Raw genomic sequence first — 22,191 nt, 5'->3', positions numbered from 1 at the left:
GCAGTGTCGGCAAAAAACGCTCAAACCTATCAGAGGCCGCCATGTCAATACCAGTGCAGAGCACGCATCCGTGCAGAAGGCGCAGCCCGAAGGAGGCGCGGGTCGGCTCCTCGAGGCCGCTTCCGCGAGCCGCGTACACTGGTCCGAGTCCCACATCCAGGCACCTCACCACCGACACGGTGCCGCCCACAGACCGGAGAACGCACATGCCGTCAGCGATGCCCGACAAGCCCACCCTCGAAGGACTCGAGAGCCGCTGGGGCGGCGTCTGGGAGACGGACGCGACGTACGCGTTCGACCGCACCCGCGCCTCCCGCGAGAACGTCTTCTCGATCGACACCCCGCCGCCGACCGCGTCGGGCAGCCTGCACATCGGGCACGTCTTCAGCTATACGCACACCGACGTCAAGGCCCGCTTCGAGCGAATGCGCGGCAAGAGCGTGTTCTACCCGATGGGCTGGGACGACAACGGCCTCCCCACCGAGCGTCGCGTGCAGAACTTCTACGGGGTCCGGTGCGACCCGTCCCTGCCGTACCAGCCCGACTTCACGCCGCCGTTCGAGGGCGGCGACAACAAGTCGTCGAAGGCCGCCGACCAGGTGCCCATCTCGCGGCGCAACTTCATCGAGTTGTGCGAACGCCTCACCGTCGAGGACGAGAAGCAGTTCGAGGACGTCTGGCGCAAGCTCGGCCTCTCGGTCGACTGGTCGCAGAGCTACCGCACCATCGACGACGCGTCGCAGACCGTCGCGCAGAAGGCGTTCCTCCGCAACCTCGCCCGCGGCGAGGCGTACCAGGCCGACGCCCCGACCCTCTGGGACGTGACGTTCCGCACGGCCGTGGCGCAGGCCGAGCTCGAAGACAAAGAGATGCCGGGCGCTTATCACAAGCTCGCCTTCCACCGCACCGACGGCGAGGGCGACGTGCTGATCGACACGACCCGTCCCGAGCTGCTGCCCGCGTGCGTGGCTCTCGTCGCGCACCCCGACGACGAGCGCTACCAGGCGCTGTTCGGCACGACCGTCCGCTCGCCCCTCTTCGACGTCGAGGTGCCCGTGGTGGCGCATCACCTGGCGCAGCCCGACAAGGGCTCCGGCATCGCCATGGTCTGCACGTTCGGCGACACCAACGACATCGTCTGGTGGCGGGAGCTGCAGTTGCCGAACCGCGCGGTGATCGGCTTCGACGGCCGGTTCGTCAGCGAGGCGCCCGCCGCCATCGAGTCCGCCGAGGGCCGCGAGGCCTACGCCCAGCTGGCCGGCAAGACCGTGTTCAGCGCGAAGACGTCGATCGTCGAGCAGCTGACGGCGTCGGGCGAGCTGATCGGCGAGATCCGCAAGATCTCGCACCCCGTCAAGTTCTTCGAGAAGGGCGACAAGCCGCTCGAGATCGTCTCCACGCGCCAGTGGTACATCGTCAACGGCGCGCGCGACGAGGCCCTCAAGTCGGCGCTGCTCGAGCGTGGCCGCGAGGTGGCGTTCCACCCCGAGTTCATGCGCGTGCGGTACGAGAACTGGGTCAACGGTCTGAACGGCGACTGGCTCATCTCGCGCCAGCGCTTCTTCGGTGTGCCGCTGCCGGTCTGGTACCCGCTCGACGGCGACGGCAACCCCGTCTTCGACTCCCCCATCGTGCCCAGCGAGGACGCCCTGCCCGTCGACCCGTCCAGCGATGCCGCCCCCGGCTACGACGAGTCGCAGCGTGGCGTGCCCGGTGGTTTCCAGGGCGAGGTCGACGTCATGGACACCTGGGCGACGTCGTCCCTGACGCCGCAGCTGGCCGGCAAGTGGGAGTCCGACGACGAGCTGTTCGACCTCGTCTTCCCCTACTCGCTCCGCCCGCAGGGTCAGGACATCATCCGCACGTGGCTCTTCTCGACCGCGCTGCGTTCGCAGCTCGAGTACGGCACCGTGCCGTGGCACAACGCCTCGATCTCGGGATTCATCGTCGACCCCGACCGCAAGAAGATGTCGAAGTCGAAGGGCAACGTGGTCACCCCGGCCGCCATGCTCGACGATCACGGCTCCGACGCGGTGCGCTACTGGGCGGCGTCCAGCCGTCTCGGCACCGACGCGGCCTTCGACCCGCAGAACCCGAAGCAGATCAAGATCGGCCGCCGACTGGCGATCAAGGTGCTCAACGCGGCGAAGTTCGTCTACTCGTTCGAGCTGCCGTCGGGTGAGTTCGAGATCTCCGAGCCCCTCGACCGCGAGCTGATCGCCACGTTCGCCCAGGTGATCGAGACCGCGACGGAGGCGCTGGACGGCTACGACCACGCCCGCGCCCTCGAGACGACCGAGAAGTTCTTCTGGACCTTCTGCGACGACTACCTGGAGCTCGTCAAGGAGCGCGCCTACGGGGCGAGCACGCCCGCCGAGCAGGCCTCGGCCGTGCTCGCGCTGCGCGCCACCATCGACGGTCTGCTGCGCCTGCTGGCGCCCTACCTGCCGTTCGCGACGGAAGAGGTCTGGTCCTGGACGCACGACGACTCGGTGCACACGGCCGCCTGGCCGACCGTCGCCGAACTCGGTGACGTGACCGCCGCCTCCGGAATGCTCGGAGTGGTGGGCCAGGCGCTCATCGGCATCCGCCGGGCGAAGTCCGACGCCAAGGCCTCGCAGAAGACGCCCGTCGACTCGGCGACGATCACGGCCCCCGCGGCCGAGCTCGCCCTGCTGCGTCAGGCGTCCGGCGACCTCGCCGCCGTCGGTCGCATCGCGGCGCTGTCGTTCGCCGAGGGCGACGAGCTCTCGGTCGGCGACATCGTCTTCGCCGAGCAGCCCGCCGAGGCCGGCGCCTGATGCAGCTCGGCACCCGCTGGAGCGTCGGAGGCGCGGTTCCGCCGCGCCTCCCCGCCCCCGTCGTCACGGCCGTCGCCGCCGTCGAAGCCGAACTGCGCGACCAGGCGGTGGACGCGTCCACGTGGCGCTGGACCCTCACCTGGCTCGAGGGGCGCCCCGTCGTCGAGCTCGACGACGGCACCGTGATCCGCTACGACTCGGCCACCGACACGGCCCACGTCCGAGAGCCGGTCGACGGCGAGCCCGACGAGGACGACGACACCTACTAGCCCGCCCGACGGGTTATCGGGGCCCGCGCGTTCGCTCCGGCTGCAGTGCCAGGCAGATCATGCACACCATGGCAGCGATCACCACGATGCTGGTGACGAGCTCGCCTCCGGGACGGAGGATGTCGGCGACCTCGTGCAGGATCACGACGAACGAGACGATGCTCAGAAAGACCTGCAGTTGTGTTCTACTCACGGTCATCGCATCGAGTAGAACTTGTTTTCGAACCCGGTGAGGAACAACGGCCCTCCCGTCCCATTCCGTAGTAAGAGCCTCCCACGGTTGGAACGGCCCCGATGATGGCCAAAACGGGGACTGCGCGCGTCCCGAAGCCCTCCTGCCTGACCGTCACGTCGTCGTGACCAGGTGCTTCGGCCACCATTCCGGTCTGGCTCGACTCATCAGCCGTAGCGGGAGACGTGACACCCACAGCACAGATGAGCGCCACGCCCACGACCAGACCCGTGATGTGACCGCCTCGTTTCATGTCTAGTTCCCTTCTTACGCGGCGCCCTTACGGCACCTAGAGAGACTCTACGGGCGAATGTCGTGTTCAATATATTACAAATGTAGAACAACGTCTGGGTTGGGAAGGGGGCTCAGCGCAGGCGTCAGGCGCGGGCGATGATCTCGCCGTGCGGCATGAGGAGCCACCCCGCCGGGTCGTTTCGCCAGTCGAGCCAGGCCTGCGCGATCTCGTGCAACTCGGCGTCGTTCGCGGCGCCCTTGGCGAGAGCATCGGCGTAGAAGGCCGACTCAAGTGCGCGCGCTGCCCAGCTCTCGCCCCACCACGTGCGCTCCGCGTCGGAGGCGAAGCACCAGACGGAGGCGCTGCTCGCGACCTGCTCGAAGCCCGCCTCGAGCGCCCAGCCCTTGAGGCGACGACCCGCATCGGGTTCGCCGCCGTTGCCCCGGTGCACCTGCTGGTAGACGCTCATCCAGCGTTCGAGGCCTGCCGACTCGGGTGACCAGATCGTCCCGTGGTAGTCGACGTCTCGGACGGCGACGACACCGCCGGGACGGGCGACTCGCCGCATCTCGCGCAGCGCGGCCACGGGGTCGCCGACGTGCTGCAACACCTGATGGGCGTGCACGATGTCGAAGGTGTCGTCGTCGTAGGGCAGCGCGAACAGGTCGGCCGTCTCGAACGAGACGTTCTCGAGACCCTCCTGGTGGGCCAGCGCGGTGGCCTGGTCGACGATCACCGCGGCAGCATCGATGCCAACGACCCGCCCCGGAGCGAGACGACGGGCGAAGTCGACCGTGATCGTGCCCGGTCCGGCTCCGACGTCGAGCAACGACGAACCCGGTTCGAGATACGGCACGAGGTACCCGGCCGAGTTCTCGACGGTGCGCCAGCTGTGGCTGCGCAGCACGCTCTCGTGGTGGCCATGGGTGTAGCGCGCGTCGCCGGTCATGACCCGACCCTAGCGGCGCTCGTAGGCTGGGCCGATGACGACACCGTTCGACGCCCCGAGCACGCTCCCCTACCGCCTCCCGCCGTTCCGTGACATCGGTATCGAGCACTACCGACCGGCGTTCGAGGCGGGGATGGCGGCACACCGCGCCGAGATCGAGGCCATCGCCACCAACGAGGAGGCGCCGACGTTCGACAACACGCTCGTCGCCCTCGAACGCGCCGGCACCCTGCTCGACCGGGTCAGCCTGGCGTTCTTCACGATCGCGGCGGCGGACGCCACGGACGACGTCCACGACGTCGAGGCCTGGGTCGCTCCCCTGTTGGCCGAGCACCAGGACGCGATCGTGCTCGACTCGCGCCTGTTCGAACGCGTCGACGCGGTGCAGCGGGGGCTCGACGCCGACGCGACGCTGTCGGCCGAGGACCGCCGCCTCGTCGACCGCACCCGCACCTCCTTCGTGCTCGCCGGCGCCGCTCTCGATGACGACGGCAAGACGCAGCTCATGGCGCTGAACCACGAGCTCTCGACGCTCACGACGCAGTTCGAGCGCAACCTCCTCGCCGACACCAACGACCTGGCCGTGCACGTCACCGACGAGGCGCAGCTCGACGGCCTCGACGCGGGTGCCCGGTCGGCCGGCCGCGCCGCCGCCGAGGCGCGGGGCGTGGACGGCTGGCTCGTCACCCTTCCGCTGTACACGGGCCACCCGTATCTCGGGTCACTGACCGACCGCGACCTGCGCTCGCGCGTGATGCGAGCCTCCTTGGATCGCGGCCGACGGGGCGGGGCGCACGACAACCGGGCGCTCGTCTCGCGCATCACGGCACTCCGTGCCCGCCGCGCGGCGTTGCTGGGTTTCGCGAACCACGCGGCGGCCGTGACCGCGGCCCAGACCGCGAAGACCCCGGAGGCGGTGGACGGCCTGCTCTCGCAGCTCGCGCCTGCCGCCGCCGCCAACGCCGTGACGGAGCGAGAGGCCCGGTCCACCGCCCTCGGTCTCACGGTCGAAGCTCACGACTGGGCCTTCGCCACCGAGAAGCTCCGTGCGAACGAGTTCTCGGCCGATGCCGCCGCCCTGCGACCGTATTTCGAGGCGGAGCGCGTCCTGCAGGACGGCGTGTTCTATGCGGCGACGCGGCTGTACGGGCTGCGCTTCTCCGAGCGGCCCGACCTGCATGGCTACCACGACGACGTCCGGGTCTTCGAGGTGCACGACGAGGACGGCTCCGAGGTCGGCCTCTACCTGCTCGACCTCTACACGCGCGAGAGCAAGCGGGGAGGCGCGTGGATGAACCCCGTCGTCGAGCAGTCGGCCCTGTTCGGCACATTGCCCGTCGTCGTCAACAACCTCAACGTACCGAAGCCGGCCGGTGGGGAGCCCACCCTGCTGACGCAGGACGAGACGGCGACGCTGTTCCACGAGTTCGGTCACGCCCTGCATGGCCTGGTGGCACGGACGACCTACCCTCGCTTCTCGGGCACGAACGTCGAACGCGACTTCGTGGAGTTCCCGAGCCAGGTCAACGAGATGTGGATGGCCTGGCCCGAGGTGCTGGACAACTACGCCCGCCATGTCGAGACGGGTGAGCCGATGCCGGCAGCACTGCGGGCGGGGCTGACCGAGTCGCAGGGCTTCAACGAGGGGTTCGCGACGACCGAGTACCTGGCGGCCGCTCTGCTCGACCAGGCGTGGCACCGCCTCGCGGACGGCGACGTCGTCCCGGCCGATCAGGTGGAAGCCTTCGAGGCCGAGGCGCTTCGGGCCGCCGGTGTCGATGTCCCCGCCGTTCCGACCCGGTACTCGTCGACGTACTTCCAGCACGTGTTCGCGGGCGAGTACGACGCCGGCTACTACGGCTATATCTGGAGCGAGGTGCTCGACGCCGACACCGTCGAGTGGTTCGTCGAGAACGGTGGACTCACTCGCGAGAACGGCGAGCGGTTCCGGCAGCGCGTGCTGGGAGTCGGCGGCTCCGTCGACCCGCTCGAGGCGTACCGCGACTTCCGCGGCCGGGACGCCCGGGTCGAGCCGCTGCTGGAGCGGCGCGGACTCAACTGACGGTCCGTGTCACGCCGAAGGGGCCGAGTCGTGACGACTCGGCCCCTTCGGCGTGACCGACCAGCGGCCCGTCGGCTCCAGGCCTAGGCAGACTTCTCGGTGCGCTGTTCGAGGCGCGGCACGATCGTGGGTGCGGCGTTCTCGAGGACGGAGGCGCGGGTGACGACGACCCGCGCCACGTCGTCGTTCGAGGGCACCTCGAACATGATCGGCCCCAGGACCTCTTCCATGATGGCGCGGAGGCCACGGGCACCGGTCTGGCGCAGGACGGCCAGGTCGGCGATCGCCTCGAGCGCCGAGTGCTCGAACTCGAGCTCGACGCCGTCGATCTGGAACATGCGTTGGTACTGACGCACGAGGGCGTTCTTCGGCTCGGTGAGGATCTGCATGAGGGCGACCTGGTCGAGCTGCGTGACCGTGGTGACCACCGGGAGACGGCCGATGAACTCGGGGATGAGCCCGAACTTGTGCAGGTCTTCGGGGAGGACCTCGCTGAAGAGGGCTGCCTCGTCTTCTTTGCTGTGCAGCGGTGCGCCGAAGCCGATGCCGCGCTTGCCGGCACGGTTCGAGATGATGTCCTCGAGGCCGGCGAACGCGCCGGCGACGATGAACAACACGTTCGTCGTGTCGATCTGGATGAACTCTTGATGCGGGTGCTTTCGTCCGCCCTGGGGCGGGACGGAGGCGACGGTGCCCTCGAGGATCTTCAGCAGGGCCTGCTGGACACCCTCGCCCGACACGTCTCGCGTGATGGACGGGTTCTCCGCCTTACGCGCGATCTTGTCGATCTCGTCGATGTAGATGATGCCGGTCTCGGCGCGCTTCACGTCGTAGTCGGCCGCCTGGATCAGCTTGAGCAGGATGTTCTCGACGTCTTCGCCGACGTAGCCGGCCTCGGTCAGCGCCGTGGCGTCGGCGACCGCGAAGGGGACGTTGAGTCGCTTGGCCAACGTCTGGGCGAGATAGGTCTTGCCGCAGCCCGTGGGTCCGATGAGCAGGATGTTCGACTTCGAGATCTCGACCTCGTCGGCGAGCGACTCGGCGGCCGTCAGGGTGGCCGCGGCACGGATTCGCTTGTAGTGATTGTAGACGGCGACGGAGAGGGCCTTCTTCGCCGTGTCCTGGCCGATCACGTACTCTTCGAGGAACGAGAAGATCTCGCGAGGCTTGGGCAGATCGAACTCGCTCGCGGGCTCTTCGCCGGCTTCGGCGAGCCGCTCTTCGATGATCTCGTTGCACAACTCGACGCACTCGTCGCAGATGTACACGCCAGGGCCGGCGATCAGCTGTTGGACCTGCTTCTGGCTCTTGCCACAGAACGAGCACTTCAGCAGATCGGCGCTCTCACCTATTCGAGCCATGCTCGGCCTCCCTACGGGCAGTGATCAGTCGGCGGGCGTGCGGGCCCGGGTCGGTCGTCGTCCGACGAGCCTAACCCGATCCTCCGACAGTCCGAGACCGACGCCCGCGCAAGCGGCACATCGAGTCTCTCTCCCTGGTTCGACACGACGGCCCCAGGCGATTGCCCGGGGCCGTCGTGGGTGTCACGCGGGATCAGCGCGTGAGCGCCGCCACGTTCTTGCGGCTCGTCAGCACCTGGTCGACGAGACCGTAGGCCATCGCCTCCTGGGCACCGAGGATGTTGTCGCGCTCGATGTCGCGGTTCACCTGCTCCGGCGTCTTGTTGGAGTGCTTCGAGAGCGTCTCCTCGAGCCAGGTGCGCATACGGAGCACCTCGGCCGCCTGGATCTCGATGTCGGAGGCCTGGCCGCCGCTGCTGCCACCGGTCGCGGGCTGGTGGATCAGCACACGAGCGTTGGGCAGGGCGAGACGCTTGCCCGGCTGACCGGCGGCGAGCAGCACGGCGGCCGCCGACGCGGCCTGACCGAGGCAGACCGTCTGGATCTCGGGACGGATGTACTGCATCGTGTCGTAGATCGCCGTCATGGCCGTGAACGAGCCACCGGGAGAGTTGATGTACAGCGTGATGTCGCGGTCGGGGTCCATGCTCTCGAGCACGAGCAGCTGGGCCATGATGTCGTCCGCGGACGCGTCGTCGACCTGGACGCCCAAGAAGACGATGCGGTCTTCGAACAGCTTGGCGTAGGGGTCTTGACGCTTGTATCCGTAGGCCGTGCGCTCTTCGAAGCTCGGCAGGATGTAGCGGGAGGAGGGGGTCTCGACTCGACCCGCGCCACCCATCATCGGCAGTTCCATGAAAGTATCCTTCGTCGTTGCTTGATCGTGGGTGGGGTCTAGTCCTGGTCGGTTCCGGCGCCGCCGATGACGTCGGTGGCCGAACCGCGGATGTGATCGACGAAGCCGTACTCGAGCGCCTCTTCGGCGGTGAACCAGCGGTCGCGGTCGCCGTCCTCGTTGATCTGCTCGACCGTCTTGCCGGTCTGGGCCGCCGTGATCTCGGCGAGGCGACGCTTCATCGAGAGGATGAGTTGCGCCTGCGTCTGGATGTCGGAGGACGTCCCGCCGAAGCCACCGTGGGGCTGGTGCAGGAGCACGCGGGCGTTGGGCGTGATGTAGCGCTTGCCCTTCGTGCCGGCGGTCAGCAGCAGCTGTCCCATGGACGCGGCCATGCCGATGCCGACGGTGACGATGTCGTTCGGCACGAACTCCATCGCGTCGTAGATCGCCATGCCGGCCGTGATGGACCCGCCCGGCGAGTTGATGTAGAGGTAGATGTCCTTCTCGCTGTCTTCAGCGGCCAGGAGGAGGAGTTTTGCTGCGATCTCGTTGGCGTTCTCGTCCCGCACTTCGGAGCCGAGCCAGATGATGCGGTCTTTGAGCAGTCGGTCAAAAACACTGTTGGGCAGTGTCACGTCGGCCATGTGGAGCTCCCATTCGGTTGTCGCTTGATGTCGAATCTATAGGAGCCAACGCACGGGTTCCGGGCTGTTCGCCCACGGCAGAGAACGGCCGCCGGGCGGGACGACGAAGGGCCGAACGACGAAGGGCCGAGCGCTGATGCGCTCGGCCCTTCGTTTCACGTCTCTCGACTATGCGTGGTCGTGACCCGTGTGGTCGTCGTCGCCACCGACGCCGGCCGTAGCGGTGAACGCCGACAGATCGACCGCGTCACCGTTGCCGTCGACGACCTTGGCCTTGCTCAGCACGACCGCCAGGGCCTTGCTGCGCGCGACCTCGCCGACCATGGCCGGGATCTGGCCGTTCTGGTCGAGGACCTTGATGAACTCGCCCGGCTCCATGCCGTACTGCGCGGCACCCTGGATGAGGTACTGGGTCAGCTCGTCCTGCTCGACCTTGACCTCCTCCTTCTCGGCGATCGAGTCGAGGAGGATCTGGTTGCGGAAGGCCTTCTCGCTGCTCTCCTTGACCTCGGCGCGGTGCTCGTCGTCCTCGAGGCGGTTCTCCTGCTCGAGGTGACGGTGCACCTCGTCTTCGACGAGCTTCTCGGGAATCGGGATCTCGACCGACTCGAGCAGCTTCTCGACGACCTGGTCGCGGGCCTGAGCGCCCTGACCGAACGTCTTCGACTTGGCGAGCTGCTCTTTCAGGTCGCCCTTGAGCTCGTCGATGGTGTCGAACTGGCTGGCGATCTGGGCGAAGTCGTCGTCGGCCTCGGGGAGCTCGCGCTCCTTGACCGCCGTGACGGTGACGGCGATGAGCGCGGTCTCGCCCTCGCGGTCGCCACCGAGCAGCTTGGACTCGAACGTCGTGCTCTCACCGGCGGTGAGCGACTCGAGCGCCTCGTCGATGCCCTCGATCAGCTCGCCCGAGCCGAGCTCGTACGAGATGCCCTTGGCGGTGTCGACCTCGTCGTCGCCGATCGTGGCGACGAGGTCGATCTGGGCGAAGTCACCCCTGGTGGCGGGGCGGTCGACCGTGATGAGCGTGCCGAAGCGGGTGCGCAGGTTCTGCAGCTCTTCGGCGACCTCGTCGTCGGTGATGTCGACGGTGTCGACGGTCAGCTCGAGACCCTCGTAATCGGGCAGCGTGAACTCGGGGCGCACGTCGACCTGGACCTCGATCTTGAGGTCGCCGGAGAAGTCCTTGACATCGGGCCACTCGACGACGTCGGCCTCGGGACGGCCGAGCACGCGGATCTCCGTCTCGGTGACGGCATCGCGGTAGAAGCTGTCGAGGCTCTCGCTGACGGCGTGGTTCAAGACCTCTTCGCGACCGACGCGCTGGTCGATGATGGGCGGCGGAACCTTGCCCTTGCGGAACCCGGGGATGTTGACCTGCTCGGCGATGTGGCCGTAGGCGTGCGTGATTCCGGGCTTCAGCTCGTCGGGGCTCACGACGATGTTGAGCTTGACGCGCGTGGGGCTGAGCTGTTCAACCGTGGTCTTGACCAATGTGGGGTCTCTCCTGTGATTGGTGGCGCTGAACTCACGTCCGAGACAGCAGTTAGACGATTGTCGGGGCGACAGGACTCGAACCTGCGATCTTCCGCCCCCAAAACGGACGCGCTAGCCACTACGCTACGCCCCGGATATCACCTGGCTTCGGCCGATTCGGAAGCCCCCGTTGAGGTCGAGGAGAAAAGGCCTCGTGAAGTCTAGCCGACCACGAGGCCCCGTGACTGAGCAACCTCGGAACATGCCCTATGCTGGAACGACACGTGCGGCCTGGCCGCTCTGGGGATGTAGCTCAATGGTAGAGCCTCAGTCTTCCAAACTGATCACGCGGGTTCGATTCCCGTCATCCCCTCCATGTTCCGTCTCGTCGCCGTCTGGCGGGATTTCTTCCGTGTCGCCGTGAGCTTGCACTGCACCGGCTGTGACCCCCGGACGTGTGGTTCAGAGACGTTCGCCGAGACAGCAGAATGAGTGCATGAAGCGCGCGAACGTCGTCCGAGTGGCGGTCACCTCGATGGCCCTCGTCGCCGTCCTCTCCGCGTGCGCCACCGTGCCCACCACCGCTCCCCAGGCCGGCGGAGCGGGTGTGGTCGCCGGGCAACCCACGACGTCCCCCGCCGAGTCGGGGACATCCGCGAAGGCCGCCGAGAACGACCCGGACGGCGTCCGCGTCGCGATCGTCGGCGACTCGCTCACGGCCGGTGGCGGGCGTCTGCTCAGCGCCGGTCTCACGCCGAACACCTGGATGACCTACGCCATGGGCTCGGGAATCGACTACGTCGGGGGTTATGCCAAGGGCGGCAGCACCATCGAGGAGCAGGCGGCGGCCGCTCGTCCCGTCGGCGCCGTCGATGCACTCGTGCTCATGTCGGGCACCAACGACGTGCGCCTCGGCATCCCCTTCGACAAGGCCGCTCCGTCGTACGACGAGGTCGTCTCGACGATCGGGGCCGCGCACGTGATCGTGGCCGGCATCCCTCCCTACGACCGCAACCCCGCGGCCGCGGCGCGCTACGAGAAGAAACTCGAGGCCTTCGTGGCCGAGCGCGGCTGGACCTTCGTCGACCCGTGGGGCTTCGCACGCGACGGCGACCGCTACGCCCCCGGCGTCTCGCAGGACGGCATCCACCCCACGACGGCGGGTTACCGTCAGCTCGGGGAGAACCTGCGCCGCACCATCCTCGACACGGTCGACCGTCGCGGCACCGAGCAGGCCTCGGCCGTCGTCGCCGACGGTTCCACGACGAGCTGAGCCGGCGGCACCCTCACCGCTGCAGGAAGGTCAGGACCGCCAGCACACGTCGGTGGTCGGACCCGCTGTCTTCCAGCATCAGCTTCTGGAAGATGGACGTCACGTTCTTCTCCACCGCGCCGGTCCCGATGACGAGCTCCGCCCCGATGGCCGCGTTCGTGCGCCCCTCGGCCATCAGCCCGAGCACCTCCCGCTCGCGGGGCGTCAGGGTCGCGAGGGGGTCGCTGCGCCGCCCCAGCAACTGCGAGACGACCTGCGGGTCGAGCACCGTGCCTCCGTCCGCCACCCGGTCGAGGGCGTCGCGGAGCTCGTCGATCGACGTGACCCGATCTTTCAGCAGATAGCCGACCCCGCCGGAGCCCGCGGCGAGCAGTTCTTGGGCGTAGGCCACCTCGACGTACTGCGACAGCAGCAGGATCGCGAGATCGGGCCGACGGCGGCGGGCCTCGATGGCGGCTCGCACTCCCTCGTCACGATGCGTCGGAGGCATCCGCACGTCGAGCAACGCGATGTCGGGCCGGGCGGCCTCGAGGTCGGCCAGCAGGGTGTCGGCGTCTCCATAGGCACCGACCACGTCGACGCCGATCTCGTCGAGCAGACGCACGAGCCCCTCGCGCAGCAGCACCGAGTCGTCGGCGACGACGACCCGGAGCTGCGTGCGGGAGGGGGTCTCGTTCGAGGGCTCGATCACGCCTTCAGACTACGGGTGCCGGGTTCGACGTCCGGCAGCTCGACCGTCTCCGCCGTCGGCGACGGCGGTGTCAGCGGCAGCGTCGGCTGCGTCTCGGTGGGCTGGTCCTGCTCGGTCACCGGAGCCTGCACGCCGATCGGGATGCTGACCGTGACGATGGTCGGCCCGCCGGCCGGGCTCGAGATGTCGAGGAACCCGCCGAGACCGACGAGCCGCTCCTGCACCCCCGCCAGGCCGTGACCGTCGCGCAGGCCGGCCCCACCGCGGCCGTCGTCCGTCACGACGACCTCCACGAGGGCTCCCACCCCGTCGGAGGCCACCCGCGTCCGGAGCACGAGGTCGGCCCCGGCTGCCTGGCTGTGCTTCCCGATGTTCGTCACGAGCTCGCTCGCGATGAAGTACGCGTTGCGTTCGATGTCGGCGGGCAGCGAGACGTGGCCGGGCAGCCGGTTGATCAGCACCATCGGCACGCTCGAGCGGTCCACGAGCGACTCCAGCGCGGCCACGAGGCCGCGGTCGAGAAGCAGAGGAGGCGCGAAACCGCGAGAGAGGGCGCGCAGCTCCTCGAGGGCTTCGCGCGACTGGACGAGCGCCTCGTCGATGAGGCCCCTGGCCTTCTCCGGGTCGTCGTTGACGGCGCGCGACGCCGCGCCGAGATCCATCTGGAGTCGCACGAGCCGCTGCTGGGGCCCGTCGTGGATGTCGCGCTCGAGCCGCCGCAGTGCCGTGCCCTCGGCCGACAGGGCCGCCGTGCGCGAGATCTCCCGGTCGGCGAGCTCGGCCTCGAGCTGCTCGGATCGGAACCCACCGAGAAGGGCAGCGGCGATCGCCTGGTGCATGACGACGAAACCGTGCAGCACATACGGCAGGACGAGCACGACGCCGGTGAAGACGAGCGCGCCGACGACCGTCGCCAGGACGCCGAGCGCGCGCAGGTCGAGCCGGATAGAGAGGTCGCCCAGGATGTAGTACGGCAGGACACCGGTCGAGGTCACGATGCCGAGCAGCATCAGCACGAGCGGCGAGACGAGCAGGGCGCCCACGGCCAGGGTGGTGAAGCCGGCGACGATCGGGAAGACGACGACCAGGTAGAGAAGGTGCAGCCAGTAGTGAGGGTTCGCGACGACGGACACGGCTCGGAGGAGTCGGTTCTCGGAACGACCCCACTCGGTATTGGGCGTCCAGTCGACGGGACGGATGGGCCGGTCGATGGCCCAACGGAGCCGCATCACCTCGAACACCCCGAACCAGCGGGCCACCCAGAGGGAGCAGAACAACACGACGGCAAGGAAGACGAGAGCCGTCAGGGAGCTGCCGGAATTGTCCCAGGCGGCGAGGACGAACGCACTGGCCAGCCCCACGAAGAAGACGAGCACGGCCGAGAGCGCCAGATAGCCGAGCTCTCGGGGGGTCTCGCGCCAGCGGCGGCCGTAGCCGCCGGTGGGCCTGCCCGAGGCGATGCGGGGTGCGGTGATGGTGTTCTCCTGGATCATGCTTCGAGCCTGCCGTCCGGCAGCCCGTCGACCCATCGTGCCAGCGCCCGGAACTCCGGTGGGGTTATCCCCCCTGACCCCTTGGTGAGCCGAGCCTCAGCTTCCTTGCGGAATTCTGACAGGGGTCTAGCGTTGGCTCTAATCGTCAAGGAAGGACTCGTCATGACCGATGTCACCACTGTCACCCAGAGCTCAGTCGACCCGGATGTCGCCGCCGGCGTCGCCCAGTTCCTCAGCCCGATCGTCACCGACCTCACCGCGCTCTCGGTGAACGGCAAGCAGGCGCACTGGCACGTGCGCGGACTCGCCTTCATCGCCGTGCACGAACTCATCGACGTCGTCGTGGACCACGCACGCGAGTGGGCCGATCTGGCCGCCGAGCGTGTCGTCGCCCTCGGCCTGCCCGTCGACGGCCGCATCGAGACCGTCGCCGCGCAGACCTCGACGCCGACCATCGCCCCCGGTTTCCGTCAGATCGACGAGACGATCGCAGCGCTCGTCGCCCAGATCGACGCGGCTCTCGTCCCGGTCCGCACGGCCATCGACGAGCTCGGTGAGCTCGATGCCGCGTCGCAGGACGTCGCGATCGAGATCGCGCGGGGCCTCGAGAAGGACCGCTGGTTCCTCGCCGCGCACGTCACGCAGTAGACCCGCAGCATCAAGAAGGCCCCGACCGTCCACGGTCGGGGCCTTCGTCGTGGCGCACGACGCGATCGGGTCAGCCGAGGGTCATGTGCGTCCATCGGCCGCCGAGCATCGTGGCCGCCACGGGCATCCGTCGCAGCTCGTCGGCCGCGACCGACAGCGGGTCGAGGTCCGTGACGACCAGGTCGGCCACCGCCTCCGCCTCGACCGACACCCGCCCGCGCGCCGAGGCGGCGAGCGCCACCGATGCGACGAGTCTCTGCTCGGGGTGCCACGGTTCGCGCCCGTCGCGCGCTCGCGACACGGCCGCCGCCATCGACACCCACGGGTCGAGCGGCGCCACGGGCGCATCGGAGCCGAGTCGCAGGGTCGCCCCGGCCGCGACGAGACTCTCGAACGCGAAGGCGCGCCCGGTACGACCCGTCCAGAGGCGATCGGCGATGTCGCGGTCGTCCATGGCGTGCTCCGGCTGCACGCTCGCGACGACGCCGAGCCGGGCGAAGCGGGCGAAGTCGGTCGTGTCGAGCAGCTGCGCGTGCTCGATCGAGCCACCGCAGCCGACGGCCTCGAAGGCGTCCAGCGCCTGCGCGTTCGCCGCGTCGCCGATGGCGTGCACGGCCGGGACGAGACCCGCCGAGGAGGCGCGGCGCAGGTACCCGATCAAATCGTCGCGGTCGACCGTCATGATGCCCCGCGCTTCGGCGGAGCCCTCGAGACCGGCGTACGGCTCGTGGCAGAAGGCCGTCCGGGTGTTGAGCGACCCGTCGGTGATGATCTTGAACGGGCCCATCGCGACGAGGCCGTCCGTGCCGGCGATGACGTCGCCCGTCCGGAGCCCGCGGGCGACGACCTCGTCGAGCCCCTGGGGATAGACGCCGGCCTCGACGCGCAGGGCGGTCATGCCACCGGCGACGCGGCGCGCCCAGCGATCGAGGGACGGCGTCATCTCGAGGTCGACGATGCCGACCACGCCGCGGGCGGCTGCGGCCGCGGCCGCCTCGCCGACCCACGCGTCGAGCTGGTCGTCCGAGACGGCGCTGACCGCGGAGCTGACCGTGAACGCCGGTTGCTCGCACAGCAGGCCGGTCGGGTGCTCGGCGTGACCGTGGTCGGAGAGGGCCCGGCTGTTGAGCCACACCGCGTGCAGGTCGTTGCTGACGAGCACGACGGGCACGTCGCCGCTCACCGAGTCGAGCAGGGCACGGGCGGGCGCGTCGGGCCAGAGGGCATCCTGGAACCCGTAGCCGATGAGGGGGCGTCCGTCGGCCGGCGGTTCGGCCCGCAGCCTCTGCCCGACCAGCGACGCCGCGCCGGCGGCCGACGTCGCGCTCGACAGGTCGAGGCGGCGGCGGACGAGGGCCCACTGGTCCATGTGCACGTGCGAGTCCCAGAGTCCCGGCCCGAGCCACCGTCCGTCGAGGTCGACGACGTCGTGGCCCGCCGCGGCGAGACCCACCCCGATCGCCGAGACCGCGCCGTCCTCGACGAGCACGTCGACGGGCTCCGACGAGCGACCGACCAGGCGTGCCGTCGTGAGCAGCACGGTGCGCGCCCCGCTCACCGGGGGTGCACCCGCCGCATCTCACGGGCGAGCGCCGGTTGAGCGTAGTGCTCGCCCGACTCGAGTTCCGAGACGATGCGATCCACCACTTCCGGGCTCTTGTTCTGGCTGAGCTTGAGGCGGGCGTCGAAACGGGTGACGCGCAGGCGCACTCCGACCGTCCCGCGCGCGAGCCGACGCGACCCCTCGAGGTCGAGCTGCAGCGAGCGCGGCTCGGGCATGACGTGCTCGAAGTGGTCGACGAGGTCGCCGAGCACCCGGAGGTTCTCGTCGTCGTCGAGCAGTTCGGGCACGCCCCAGAGGTGAGCCGTGACGTGGTTCCAGGTCGGCACGATCTGCCCCTCCGGGTACCAGCCGGGCGACACGTATCCGTGCGGCCCCTGCACGATGACCATGATCTCGCCCTCACCCAGACCGAGCGAGCGCTCGTCGGGCCGGCCCACGTGGGTCAGCAGCACGATCGCATCGCCGACCGTCTCGTCGAGCAGCACCGGATAGTGCGAGGCGACGATGCCGGCGTCGGTCGTCGCGACGAGTGTCGCCCACGGGTTCTCGCGGATCAGCCGTCTGACCTCGTCGGCATCGGACGAGACGAAGTGCGGGGTGTGACGCATGTCGACAAGACTGGCACAGCCGCCGGCCGGGCCGGAGGCGTCAGGCCTGGTCTTTCGGGCACCAGTAGAGCTTGCGACCGGCGGCCATATCCATGACGATGTGCGTCCCGCAGACGCGGCAGGGTAGCCCCTCGCGGTGGTAGACCCAGTGCCGGTCGGCCCGACTCCTCAGGGCCTTCGCGTAGGCGGCCTTGCCGAGACCGTCCATCGTCATCATCTGGCCGAGTTCGACACCGCTCTTCAAGAGCTTGGTCCAGTCTTTGTAGAGGGCGCGCAGCACGTCCTCGGGCACCTGGTTGCCCGGGGTGTGCGGGTTGAGCCGGGCCCGGAAGAGCAGCTCGGCGCGATAGATGTTGCCGATGCCACTGACCACGCTCTGGTCCATCAGCAGCAGTCCGATCGGCGTCCTCTTCTTGCGGACGGTCGTCACGAAGCGGTCGCTGCCCTTCTTGGGCGAGTCGACCAGCGGATCGGGTCCGAGCTTCGAGATGGCGAGATCGACGCCGGCCGCATCGAGCACCTCGCACTTCGTGGGGCCGCGCAGGTCGCCGACGGCGGTGTCGGTCAGCAGCCGCACCCGGACCTGACCGACCGGCTCGGGCGGGAAGCTCTCGATGTCGTCCTCGGTCTTCTCCTGCTCGGCCATGCGCACGCGGCTGCGGCGGGGTGCGCCGATGCTCGCCATCGAGTGCTCGCCGTCGTCGTCGGGCGCGTTCTCGGCCCGGCGCGTGGCGGCGCGGCGCGTCCGGGACTCGGCCATCGAGTGACCCGTCGCGATCTCACCCGCGAAGTCCCATGCGCCGTAGAGCCCTAGGTGCACGTGCAACCAGAGGCCGTTGTCGAACTCGAGGAACATCTGCTTGCCGACGGCCTTCGCATCGACCATCGTCGCCCCGTCGAGCTTCGAGGCGCCGGCGGCGAATCGGCCCTGGGGCGACGAGACGGCCACCCGATGTCCGACGAAGCTCTGCTCGAACTGGTTGGCGATGCGGTGGACGGAATGACCCTCGGGCACGGTTCTGCTCCTCGATACGGCGACGGAAACGGCCCGGTCGGGACCGGGCCGCTCCCGACGTTACGTCGTCAGTCGACGGAGTGACCGGCGATCGCTCCCGTGGTCTCGTACTCGGCGACCTGGGCTATGCGCCGGATGTGGCGCTCCTCCTCGGAGAACGGCTCGGCGACGAAGGCGTCGATGAAGGCCAGCGCCTCGTCCTCGGTGTGCTGGCGCGCACCGATCGCGATGACGTTGGCGTCGTTGTGCTGACGGGCCAGCAGGGCCGTCGAGTCGTTCCAGACGAGGGCGGCGCGGACACCCTCGACCTTGTTCGCCGCGATCTGCTCGCCGTTGCCCGAACCGCCGAAGACGACGCCGAGCGCCTGCTCCCCCGCGCGCTGGTCGCGCACGACCGCACGCGCCGCGGCGATGCAGAACGACGGGTAGTCGTCGAGCGGCTCGTAGCTGGTGGGGCCGTGGTCGGTGACGTCGTGACCGGCGTCGGTCAGATGCTGGATGACGGTCTTGCTGAAGTCGAGACCGGCGTGATCGGTCGCCACGTGGATGCGCATGGCGTCAATCCTAGAACCGGCTCACCGTCCGGAGGCGCGGGTGCGGGCCTCCTGCCGGTGTCAGTCGAAGATCGGCCCGGTGGTGCGCGTGCGCTTGATCTCGAAGAAGCCCGGGTACGACGCGACCGCGACGACGCCGTCCCACAGACGCAGCGCCTCCTCGCCCTTCGGCGCGGGCGAGATGACGGGGCCGAAGAAGGCGGTTCCGTTCACGGCGATGACCGGCGTGCCGACGTCCTGACCAACGCGATCGATGCCGTCGGCGTGGCTCGCGCGCAGCTGCGTGTCGTACTCGTCGCTGTCGGCGTAGCGGGCGAAGTCGGCGGGCAGGCCGACCTCGGCCAGTGCGCCGGCGATGACGGCGTCCGCGTCCTTCTCGGCACCGGGGTGGATGCGGGTGCCGAGGGCGTCGTAGAGCGGCTTGACGATCGTCTGGCCGTGCAGCTCGCCCGCGGCGGTCACGAGCCGCGTGTAGCGCAGGGTCCGCGCAAAACGGACCTTGTCGTCGTCCGTGAGGTCGTTGTCCTCGTTCAGCACGGCCAGGCTCATGATGTGGAAGGTCACGTCGAGGTCGCGGTGCTTCGCCACCTCGTCGACCCAGCGACTGGTCATCCAGGCCCACGGGCAGGACGGGTCGAACCAGAAGTCGACGGCGGTGTGCGGTGCGGGGGTCACGGTGTCGGTCATGAGCCCATCCAACACCCGGCCCGTCCAACACCCAGCCTGCCGGGCCTCCGGTCCCAGCGACCTTCCGAGCGGCGCTCAGGCTCGGGTCTAGGCTTTGCGAGGGGCCACGAGCCCCTCCAGAACCCCACAGACGGACGGAGCCCACCAGTGCCAGGAGAGAACCTCACCCGAGTCGAGGCCGAAGAACGCAAGAGCCTCCTCGACGTGCAGTCCTACGAGATCGAGCTCGATCTCACACGGGGCGAGGAGGTCTTCGGCAGCACGACGACCGTTCGCTTCACGGCGACCGAGGGCGCGTCGACGTTCATCGACGCCCTGACCCGCACGGTGCACTCGATCACGCTGAACGGCACGGCGCTCGACGTCGACCGCGTCAACGACGGCGTGCGCATCCAGCTCGACTCGCTCGCCGCGTCCAACGAACTCGTCGTCGTAGCCGACGCCGAGTACACGAACACCGGTGAGGGCCTGCACCGCTTCGTCGACCCCGTCGACGGCGAGGTCTACCTCTACTCGCAGTTCGAGGTGCCCGACAGCCGCCGCGTGTTCGCGGTCTTCGAGCAGCCCGACCTCAAGGCCACCTTCCAGTTCACGGTGACCGCTCCCGCCCGCTGGCAGGTCGTCAGCAACCAGACCACCCCCGAGCCCACCGTCGACGGCGAGACCGGCACGTGGGTCTTCGCCCCGACCCCGGTGCTCTCGAGCTACATCACCGCGATCATCGCCGGACCCTACGACGTGGTCCGCAGCGAGCTGACCAGCTCGGACGGCCGCACCATCCCGCTGGGCATCTTCACGCGTCGGTCGCTGACCGAGTACCTCGACGCGGACTACATCTTCGACAAGACCCGTGAGGGCTTCGCGTACTACGAGGAGAAGTTCCAGTACGCCTACCCCTTCGAGAAGTACGACCAGCTCTTCGTCCCCGAGTTCAACGCGGGAGCCATGGAGAACGCGGGTGCCGTGACCTTCGTCGAGACCTACGTCTTCCGCAGCAAGGTGACCGACGCCATCAAGGAGCGCCGGGTCGTCACGATCCTGCACGAGCTCGCCCACATGTGGTTCGGCGACCTCGTGACGATGAAGTGGTGGAACGACCTCTGGCTGAACGAGTCGTTCGCCGAGTGGGCGTCGACGATCGCGACCGCCGAGGCGACGGAATGGACCGAGGCCTGGACGACCTTCCAGGCCATGGAGAAGAGCTGGGCGTACCGCCAGGACCAGCTGCCGTCGACGCACCCCGTCGTCGCCACGATCAACGACCTCGAGGACGTCCAGGTCAACTTCGACGGCATCACGTACGCCAAGGGCGGCTCGGTGCTGAAGCAGTTGGTCGCCTGGGTCGGCATCGACGCGTTCTACGCCGGTGTCGCCGCGTACTTCCAGAAGCACCACCACTCCAACACCGAGCTGCGCGACCTGCTCGTCGAGCTCGAGGCCACGAGCGGCCGCGAGCTGACCAGCTGGTCCGAGAAGTGGCTCGAGACGGCCGGCGTGAACACACTGCGTCCCGAGATCACGACCGACGACGCCGGCGTCATCACGTCGTTCGCCGTCCTTCAGGAGGCGCCGGCCGACTACCCGACGATCCGTCCGCACCGCCTCGCCATCGGTCTGTACTCGCTGCAGGGCGACTCGCTGGTTCGCACGGACCGCGTCGAGATCGACGTCGACGGCACCCGCACGGACGTGCCCGAGCTCGTCGGCCTGACGCGCGGCGATCTCGTGCTCCTCAACGACGACGACCTCGCCTACGCGAAGATCCGTCTCGACGACGTGTCGCTCGCCACCGCGCTCGCGCACCTGTCGAAGATCGCCGACCCGCTGGCCCGTGCGCTCGTCTGGGGTTCCGTCTGGGACGCCACGCGCGACGCCGAGACGCCCGCGTCCGACTACGTGCGTCTCGTCCTCGACAACATCGCGAGCGAGACGGAGTCGACGACGATCCGCACGACGCTGACGCAGCTGACGCAGGCGGCCCGGTCGTACGTCGCTCCCGCACGCCGCGCCTCCACCGTCACGGCCGTCGGCGACGCCCTCTGGGCGCTCGCCCAGGCGGCCGAGGCCGGCAGCGACGCGCAGTTCCAGTTCGTGAAGTTCTTCGCGAACATCGCGTCGACCCCGGCCCACACGGAGGCGCTGCAAGGGCTTCTCGACGGCTCGGTCGCCCTCGACGGTCTCACCATCGACACCGACCTGCGCTGGGAGCTGCTCGAGGGGCTCGTGCTCGTGGGCGCGGCCGGCTCGCCGGAGATCGATGCCGCCCTGGCCGACGACAACACCGCCAACGGCGCCCAGGCGGCAGCCCGCGCCCGCGCGACGATCCCCACGACGGACGGCAAGCTCGCCGCCTTCGCGTCGATCGTCGACGAGACGGACAAGCCCAACGCCATCGTCCGCGCGACGACCATGGGGTTCCAGCACACGAACGACCCGAGCATCCTCGAGCCGGTCGTGACGCGCTACTTCGACTCGTTGAACACGATCTGGAAGACGCGCAGCTACCACATCGCCGACACGCTGGTCTCGGGTCTCTACCCGGCCGGCATCGCGTCGCAGCAGCTCGTCGACACGTCGAACGCGTGGCTCGCCGCCAACCTGGAGACCCCGGCCCTGCGCCGGATCGTCACCGAGAGCGTCGCGGGCGTCGAACGTGCCCTGCGTGCTCAGGCTGCCGACACGGAGTAGACCCTCTCCGGCTCACACACGGACGGCGGACCCCTCACGGGGCCCGCCGTCCGTCGTTCGGCCGACACGTCCAGCGTGCTCACCGAGAGCGCCGACCGCGGCGTGC

19 protein-coding genes and 2 tRNA genes are annotated in these 22,191 nt (G+C 69.0%); 7 read left to right on the top strand and 14 right to left on the bottom strand.

Going from position 1 to position 22,191, the window contains the following annotated elements; genetic code table 11:
* Window positions 1–218: 218 nt before the first annotated feature.
* Complete coding sequence (gene valS / locus ACPEEZ_RS05050) at window positions 219–2,801, top strand: valine--tRNA ligase (protein ID WP_423923437.1); 2,583 nt, start codon at window positions 219–221, stop codon at window positions 2,799–2,801.
* Window positions 2,801–3,070: a hypothetical protein gene (locus ACPEEZ_RS05045; RefSeq protein WP_423923435.1), complete on the top strand. Its 270-nt coding sequence runs from the start codon at window positions 2,801–2,803 to the stop codon at window positions 3,068–3,070. Before valS ends, ACPEEZ_RS05045 begins: the two co-directional genes overlap by 1 nt.
* A gap of 13 nt (window positions 3,071–3,083) precedes the next feature.
* Here ACPEEZ_RS05045 and ACPEEZ_RS05040 read toward each other — a convergent pair whose 3' ends face one another.
* Together ACPEEZ_RS05040 and ACPEEZ_RS05035 are read right to left on the bottom strand one after the other, a co-directional pair.
* Window positions 3,084–3,263, bottom strand: coding sequence for a hypothetical protein (locus ACPEEZ_RS05040; RefSeq protein WP_423923433.1), 180 nt, complete (start codon window positions 3,261–3,263; stop codon window positions 3,084–3,086).
* A 416-nt stretch (window positions 3,264–3,679) separates the two neighbouring features.
* A complete protein-coding gene (locus ACPEEZ_RS05035; RefSeq protein WP_423923431.1) occupies window positions 3,680–4,486 on the bottom strand; it encodes a methyltransferase domain-containing protein in 807 nt (268 codons plus the stop codon).
* Between the two features lie 34 nt (window positions 4,487–4,520).
* On the opposite strand from ACPEEZ_RS05035, the gene ACPEEZ_RS05030 reads away from it, so the two are divergent.
* Entirely contained in the window at window positions 4,521–6,548 is a 2,028-nt protein-coding gene (locus ACPEEZ_RS05030; RefSeq protein ID WP_423923429.1) for a M3 family metallopeptidase, read from the top strand.
* A gap of 83 nt (window positions 6,549–6,631) precedes the next feature.
* On the opposite strand, the gene clpX is transcribed toward ACPEEZ_RS05030, so the two are convergent.
* The 5 genes from clpX to ACPEEZ_RS05005 form a co-directional block, all read right to left on the bottom strand.
* Window positions 6,632–7,909, bottom strand: coding sequence for an ATP-dependent Clp protease ATP-binding subunit ClpX (clpX, locus tag ACPEEZ_RS05025; protein ID WP_423923427.1), 1,278 nt, complete (start codon window positions 7,907–7,909; stop codon window positions 6,632–6,634).
* Between the two features lie 193 nt (window positions 7,910–8,102).
* A complete protein-coding gene (locus ACPEEZ_RS05020) occupies window positions 8,103–8,765 on the bottom strand; it encodes an ATP-dependent Clp protease proteolytic subunit (RefSeq protein WP_423923425.1) in 663 nt (220 codons plus the stop codon).
* 38 nt (window positions 8,766–8,803) lie between these two features.
* A complete protein-coding gene (locus ACPEEZ_RS05015) occupies window positions 8,804–9,391 on the bottom strand; it encodes an ATP-dependent Clp protease proteolytic subunit (protein ID WP_423923423.1) in 588 nt (195 codons plus the stop codon).
* Window positions 9,392–9,559: 168 nt separating this feature from the next.
* Window positions 9,560–10,882, bottom strand: coding sequence for a trigger factor (tig, locus tag ACPEEZ_RS05010; protein WP_423923421.1), 1,323 nt, complete (start codon window positions 10,880–10,882; stop codon window positions 9,560–9,562).
* Between the two features lie 63 nt (window positions 10,883–10,945).
* Window positions 10,946–11,018: transfer RNA gene (locus tag ACPEEZ_RS05005), tRNA-Pro, on the bottom strand.
* Window positions 11,019–11,166: 148 nt separating this feature from the next.
* Here ACPEEZ_RS05005 and ACPEEZ_RS05000 point away from each other — a divergent pair.
* Both ACPEEZ_RS05000 and ACPEEZ_RS04995 read left to right on the top strand, forming a co-directional pair.
* Window positions 11,167–11,240 (top strand) — tRNA-Gly (locus ACPEEZ_RS05000).
* A 120-nt stretch (window positions 11,241–11,360) separates the two neighbouring features.
* On the top strand, window positions 11,361–12,137 hold the full coding sequence (locus ACPEEZ_RS04995) for an SGNH/GDSL hydrolase family protein (RefSeq protein ID WP_423923419.1): 777 nt from the start codon (window positions 11,361–11,363) through the stop codon (window positions 12,135–12,137).
* A 13-nt stretch (window positions 12,138–12,150) separates the two neighbouring features.
* Here ACPEEZ_RS04995 and ACPEEZ_RS04990 read toward each other — a convergent pair whose 3' ends face one another.
* Together ACPEEZ_RS04990 and ACPEEZ_RS04985 are read right to left on the bottom strand one after the other, a co-directional pair.
* Entirely contained in the window at window positions 12,151–12,828 is a 678-nt protein-coding gene (locus ACPEEZ_RS04990) for a response regulator (protein WP_423923417.1), read from the bottom strand.
* A complete protein-coding gene (locus tag ACPEEZ_RS04985; RefSeq protein ID WP_423923415.1) occupies window positions 12,825–14,321 on the bottom strand; it encodes a histidine kinase in 1,497 nt (498 codons plus the stop codon). Before ACPEEZ_RS04985 ends, ACPEEZ_RS04990 begins: the two co-directional genes overlap by 4 nt.
* Window positions 14,322–14,483: 162 nt before the next feature.
* Between ACPEEZ_RS04985 and ACPEEZ_RS04980 the strand changes: the two genes are divergently transcribed.
* Window positions 14,484–14,969, top strand: coding sequence for a Dps family protein (locus tag ACPEEZ_RS04980; RefSeq protein ID WP_423923413.1), 486 nt, complete (start codon window positions 14,484–14,486; stop codon window positions 14,967–14,969).
* Between the two features lie 70 nt (window positions 14,970–15,039).
* On the opposite strand, the gene ACPEEZ_RS04975 is transcribed toward ACPEEZ_RS04980, so the two are convergent.
* The 5 genes from ACPEEZ_RS04975 to ACPEEZ_RS04955 form a co-directional block, all read right to left on the bottom strand.
* Window positions 15,040–16,527, bottom strand: coding sequence for an amidohydrolase (locus tag ACPEEZ_RS04975; RefSeq protein ID WP_423923411.1), 1,488 nt, complete (start codon window positions 16,525–16,527; stop codon window positions 15,040–15,042).
* Window positions 16,524–17,141: an FMN-binding negative transcriptional regulator gene (locus ACPEEZ_RS04970; RefSeq protein ID WP_423923409.1), complete on the bottom strand. Its 618-nt coding sequence runs from the start codon at window positions 17,139–17,141 to the stop codon at window positions 16,524–16,526. Before ACPEEZ_RS04970 ends, ACPEEZ_RS04975 begins: the two co-directional genes overlap by 4 nt.
* Window positions 17,142–17,181: 40 nt before the next feature.
* Window positions 17,182–18,156: an Fpg/Nei family DNA glycosylase gene (locus ACPEEZ_RS04965; protein WP_423923407.1), complete on the bottom strand. Its 975-nt coding sequence runs from the start codon at window positions 18,154–18,156 to the stop codon at window positions 17,182–17,184.
* Window positions 18,157–18,224: 68 nt separating this feature from the next.
* Window positions 18,225–18,710: a ribose-5-phosphate isomerase gene (locus tag ACPEEZ_RS04960; protein WP_423923405.1), complete on the bottom strand. Its 486-nt coding sequence runs from the start codon at window positions 18,708–18,710 to the stop codon at window positions 18,225–18,227.
* A 60-nt stretch (window positions 18,711–18,770) separates the two neighbouring features.
* Window positions 18,771–19,397 (bottom strand): DsbA family protein, encoded by a 627-nt coding sequence (locus ACPEEZ_RS04955; RefSeq protein WP_423923403.1) that lies wholly within the window; start codon window positions 19,395–19,397, stop codon window positions 18,771–18,773.
* Between the two features lie 147 nt (window positions 19,398–19,544).
* On the opposite strand from ACPEEZ_RS04955, the gene pepN reads away from it, so the two are divergent.
* Window positions 19,545–22,085 (top strand): aminopeptidase N, encoded by a 2,541-nt coding sequence (pepN, locus tag ACPEEZ_RS04950; RefSeq protein WP_423923401.1) that lies wholly within the window; start codon window positions 19,545–19,547, stop codon window positions 22,083–22,085.
* Window positions 22,086–22,191 lie beyond the last annotated feature (106 nt).

Origin of the sequence: Frigoribacterium sp. 2-23 (genome assembly GCF_049601585.1) — a bacterium.
Classification (GTDB): Bacteria; Actinomycetota; Actinomycetes; order Actinomycetales; family Microbacteriaceae; genus Frigoribacterium.
The sequence above is the reverse complement of the archived record's forward strand: the minus strand, read 5'-3'. Positions and strand labels throughout refer to the sequence as shown.

Coding starts and splice junctions, on each gene's coding strand:
- ACPEEZ_RS05045 (WP_423923435.1), top strand. CDS start 2,801: ATGCAGCTCGGCACCCGCTGGAGCGTCGGAGGCGCGGTTCCGCCGCGC.
- ACPEEZ_RS05030 (WP_423923429.1), top strand. CDS start 4,521: ATGACGACACCGTTCGACGCCCCGAGCACGCTCCCCTACCGCCTCCCG.
- ACPEEZ_RS04970 (WP_423923409.1), bottom strand. CDS start 17,141: ATGCGTCACACCCCGCACTTCGTCTCGTCCGATGCCGACGAGGTCAGA.
- ACPEEZ_RS05035 (WP_423923431.1), bottom strand. CDS start 4,486: ATGACCGGCGACGCGCGCTACACCCATGGCCACCACGAGAGCGTGCTG.
- valS (WP_423923437.1), top strand. CDS start 219: ATGCCCGACAAGCCCACCCTCGAAGGACTCGAGAGCCGCTGGGGCGGC.
- ACPEEZ_RS04980 (WP_423923413.1), top strand. CDS start 14,484: ATGACCGATGTCACCACTGTCACCCAGAGCTCAGTCGACCCGGATGTC.
- ACPEEZ_RS04960 (WP_423923405.1), bottom strand. CDS start 18,710: ATGCGCATCCACGTGGCGACCGATCACGCCGGTCTCGACTTCAGCAAG.
- ACPEEZ_RS04995 (WP_423923419.1), top strand. CDS start 11,361: ATGAAGCGCGCGAACGTCGTCCGAGTGGCGGTCACCTCGATGGCCCTC.
- ACPEEZ_RS04985 (WP_423923415.1), bottom strand. CDS start 14,321: ATGATCCAGGAGAACACCATCACCGCACCCCGCATCGCCTCGGGCAGG.
- ACPEEZ_RS05020 (WP_423923425.1), bottom strand. CDS start 8,765: ATGGAACTGCCGATGATGGGTGGCGCGGGTCGAGTCGAGACCCCCTCC.
- ACPEEZ_RS05015 (WP_423923423.1), bottom strand. CDS start 9,391: ATGGCCGACGTGACACTGCCCAACAGTGTTTTTGACCGACTGCTCAAA.
- ACPEEZ_RS04955 (WP_423923403.1), bottom strand. CDS start 19,397: ATGACCGACACCGTGACCCCCGCACCGCACACCGCCGTCGACTTCTGG.
- clpX (WP_423923427.1), bottom strand. CDS start 7,909: ATGGCTCGAATAGGTGAGAGCGCCGATCTGCTGAAGTGCTCGTTCTGT.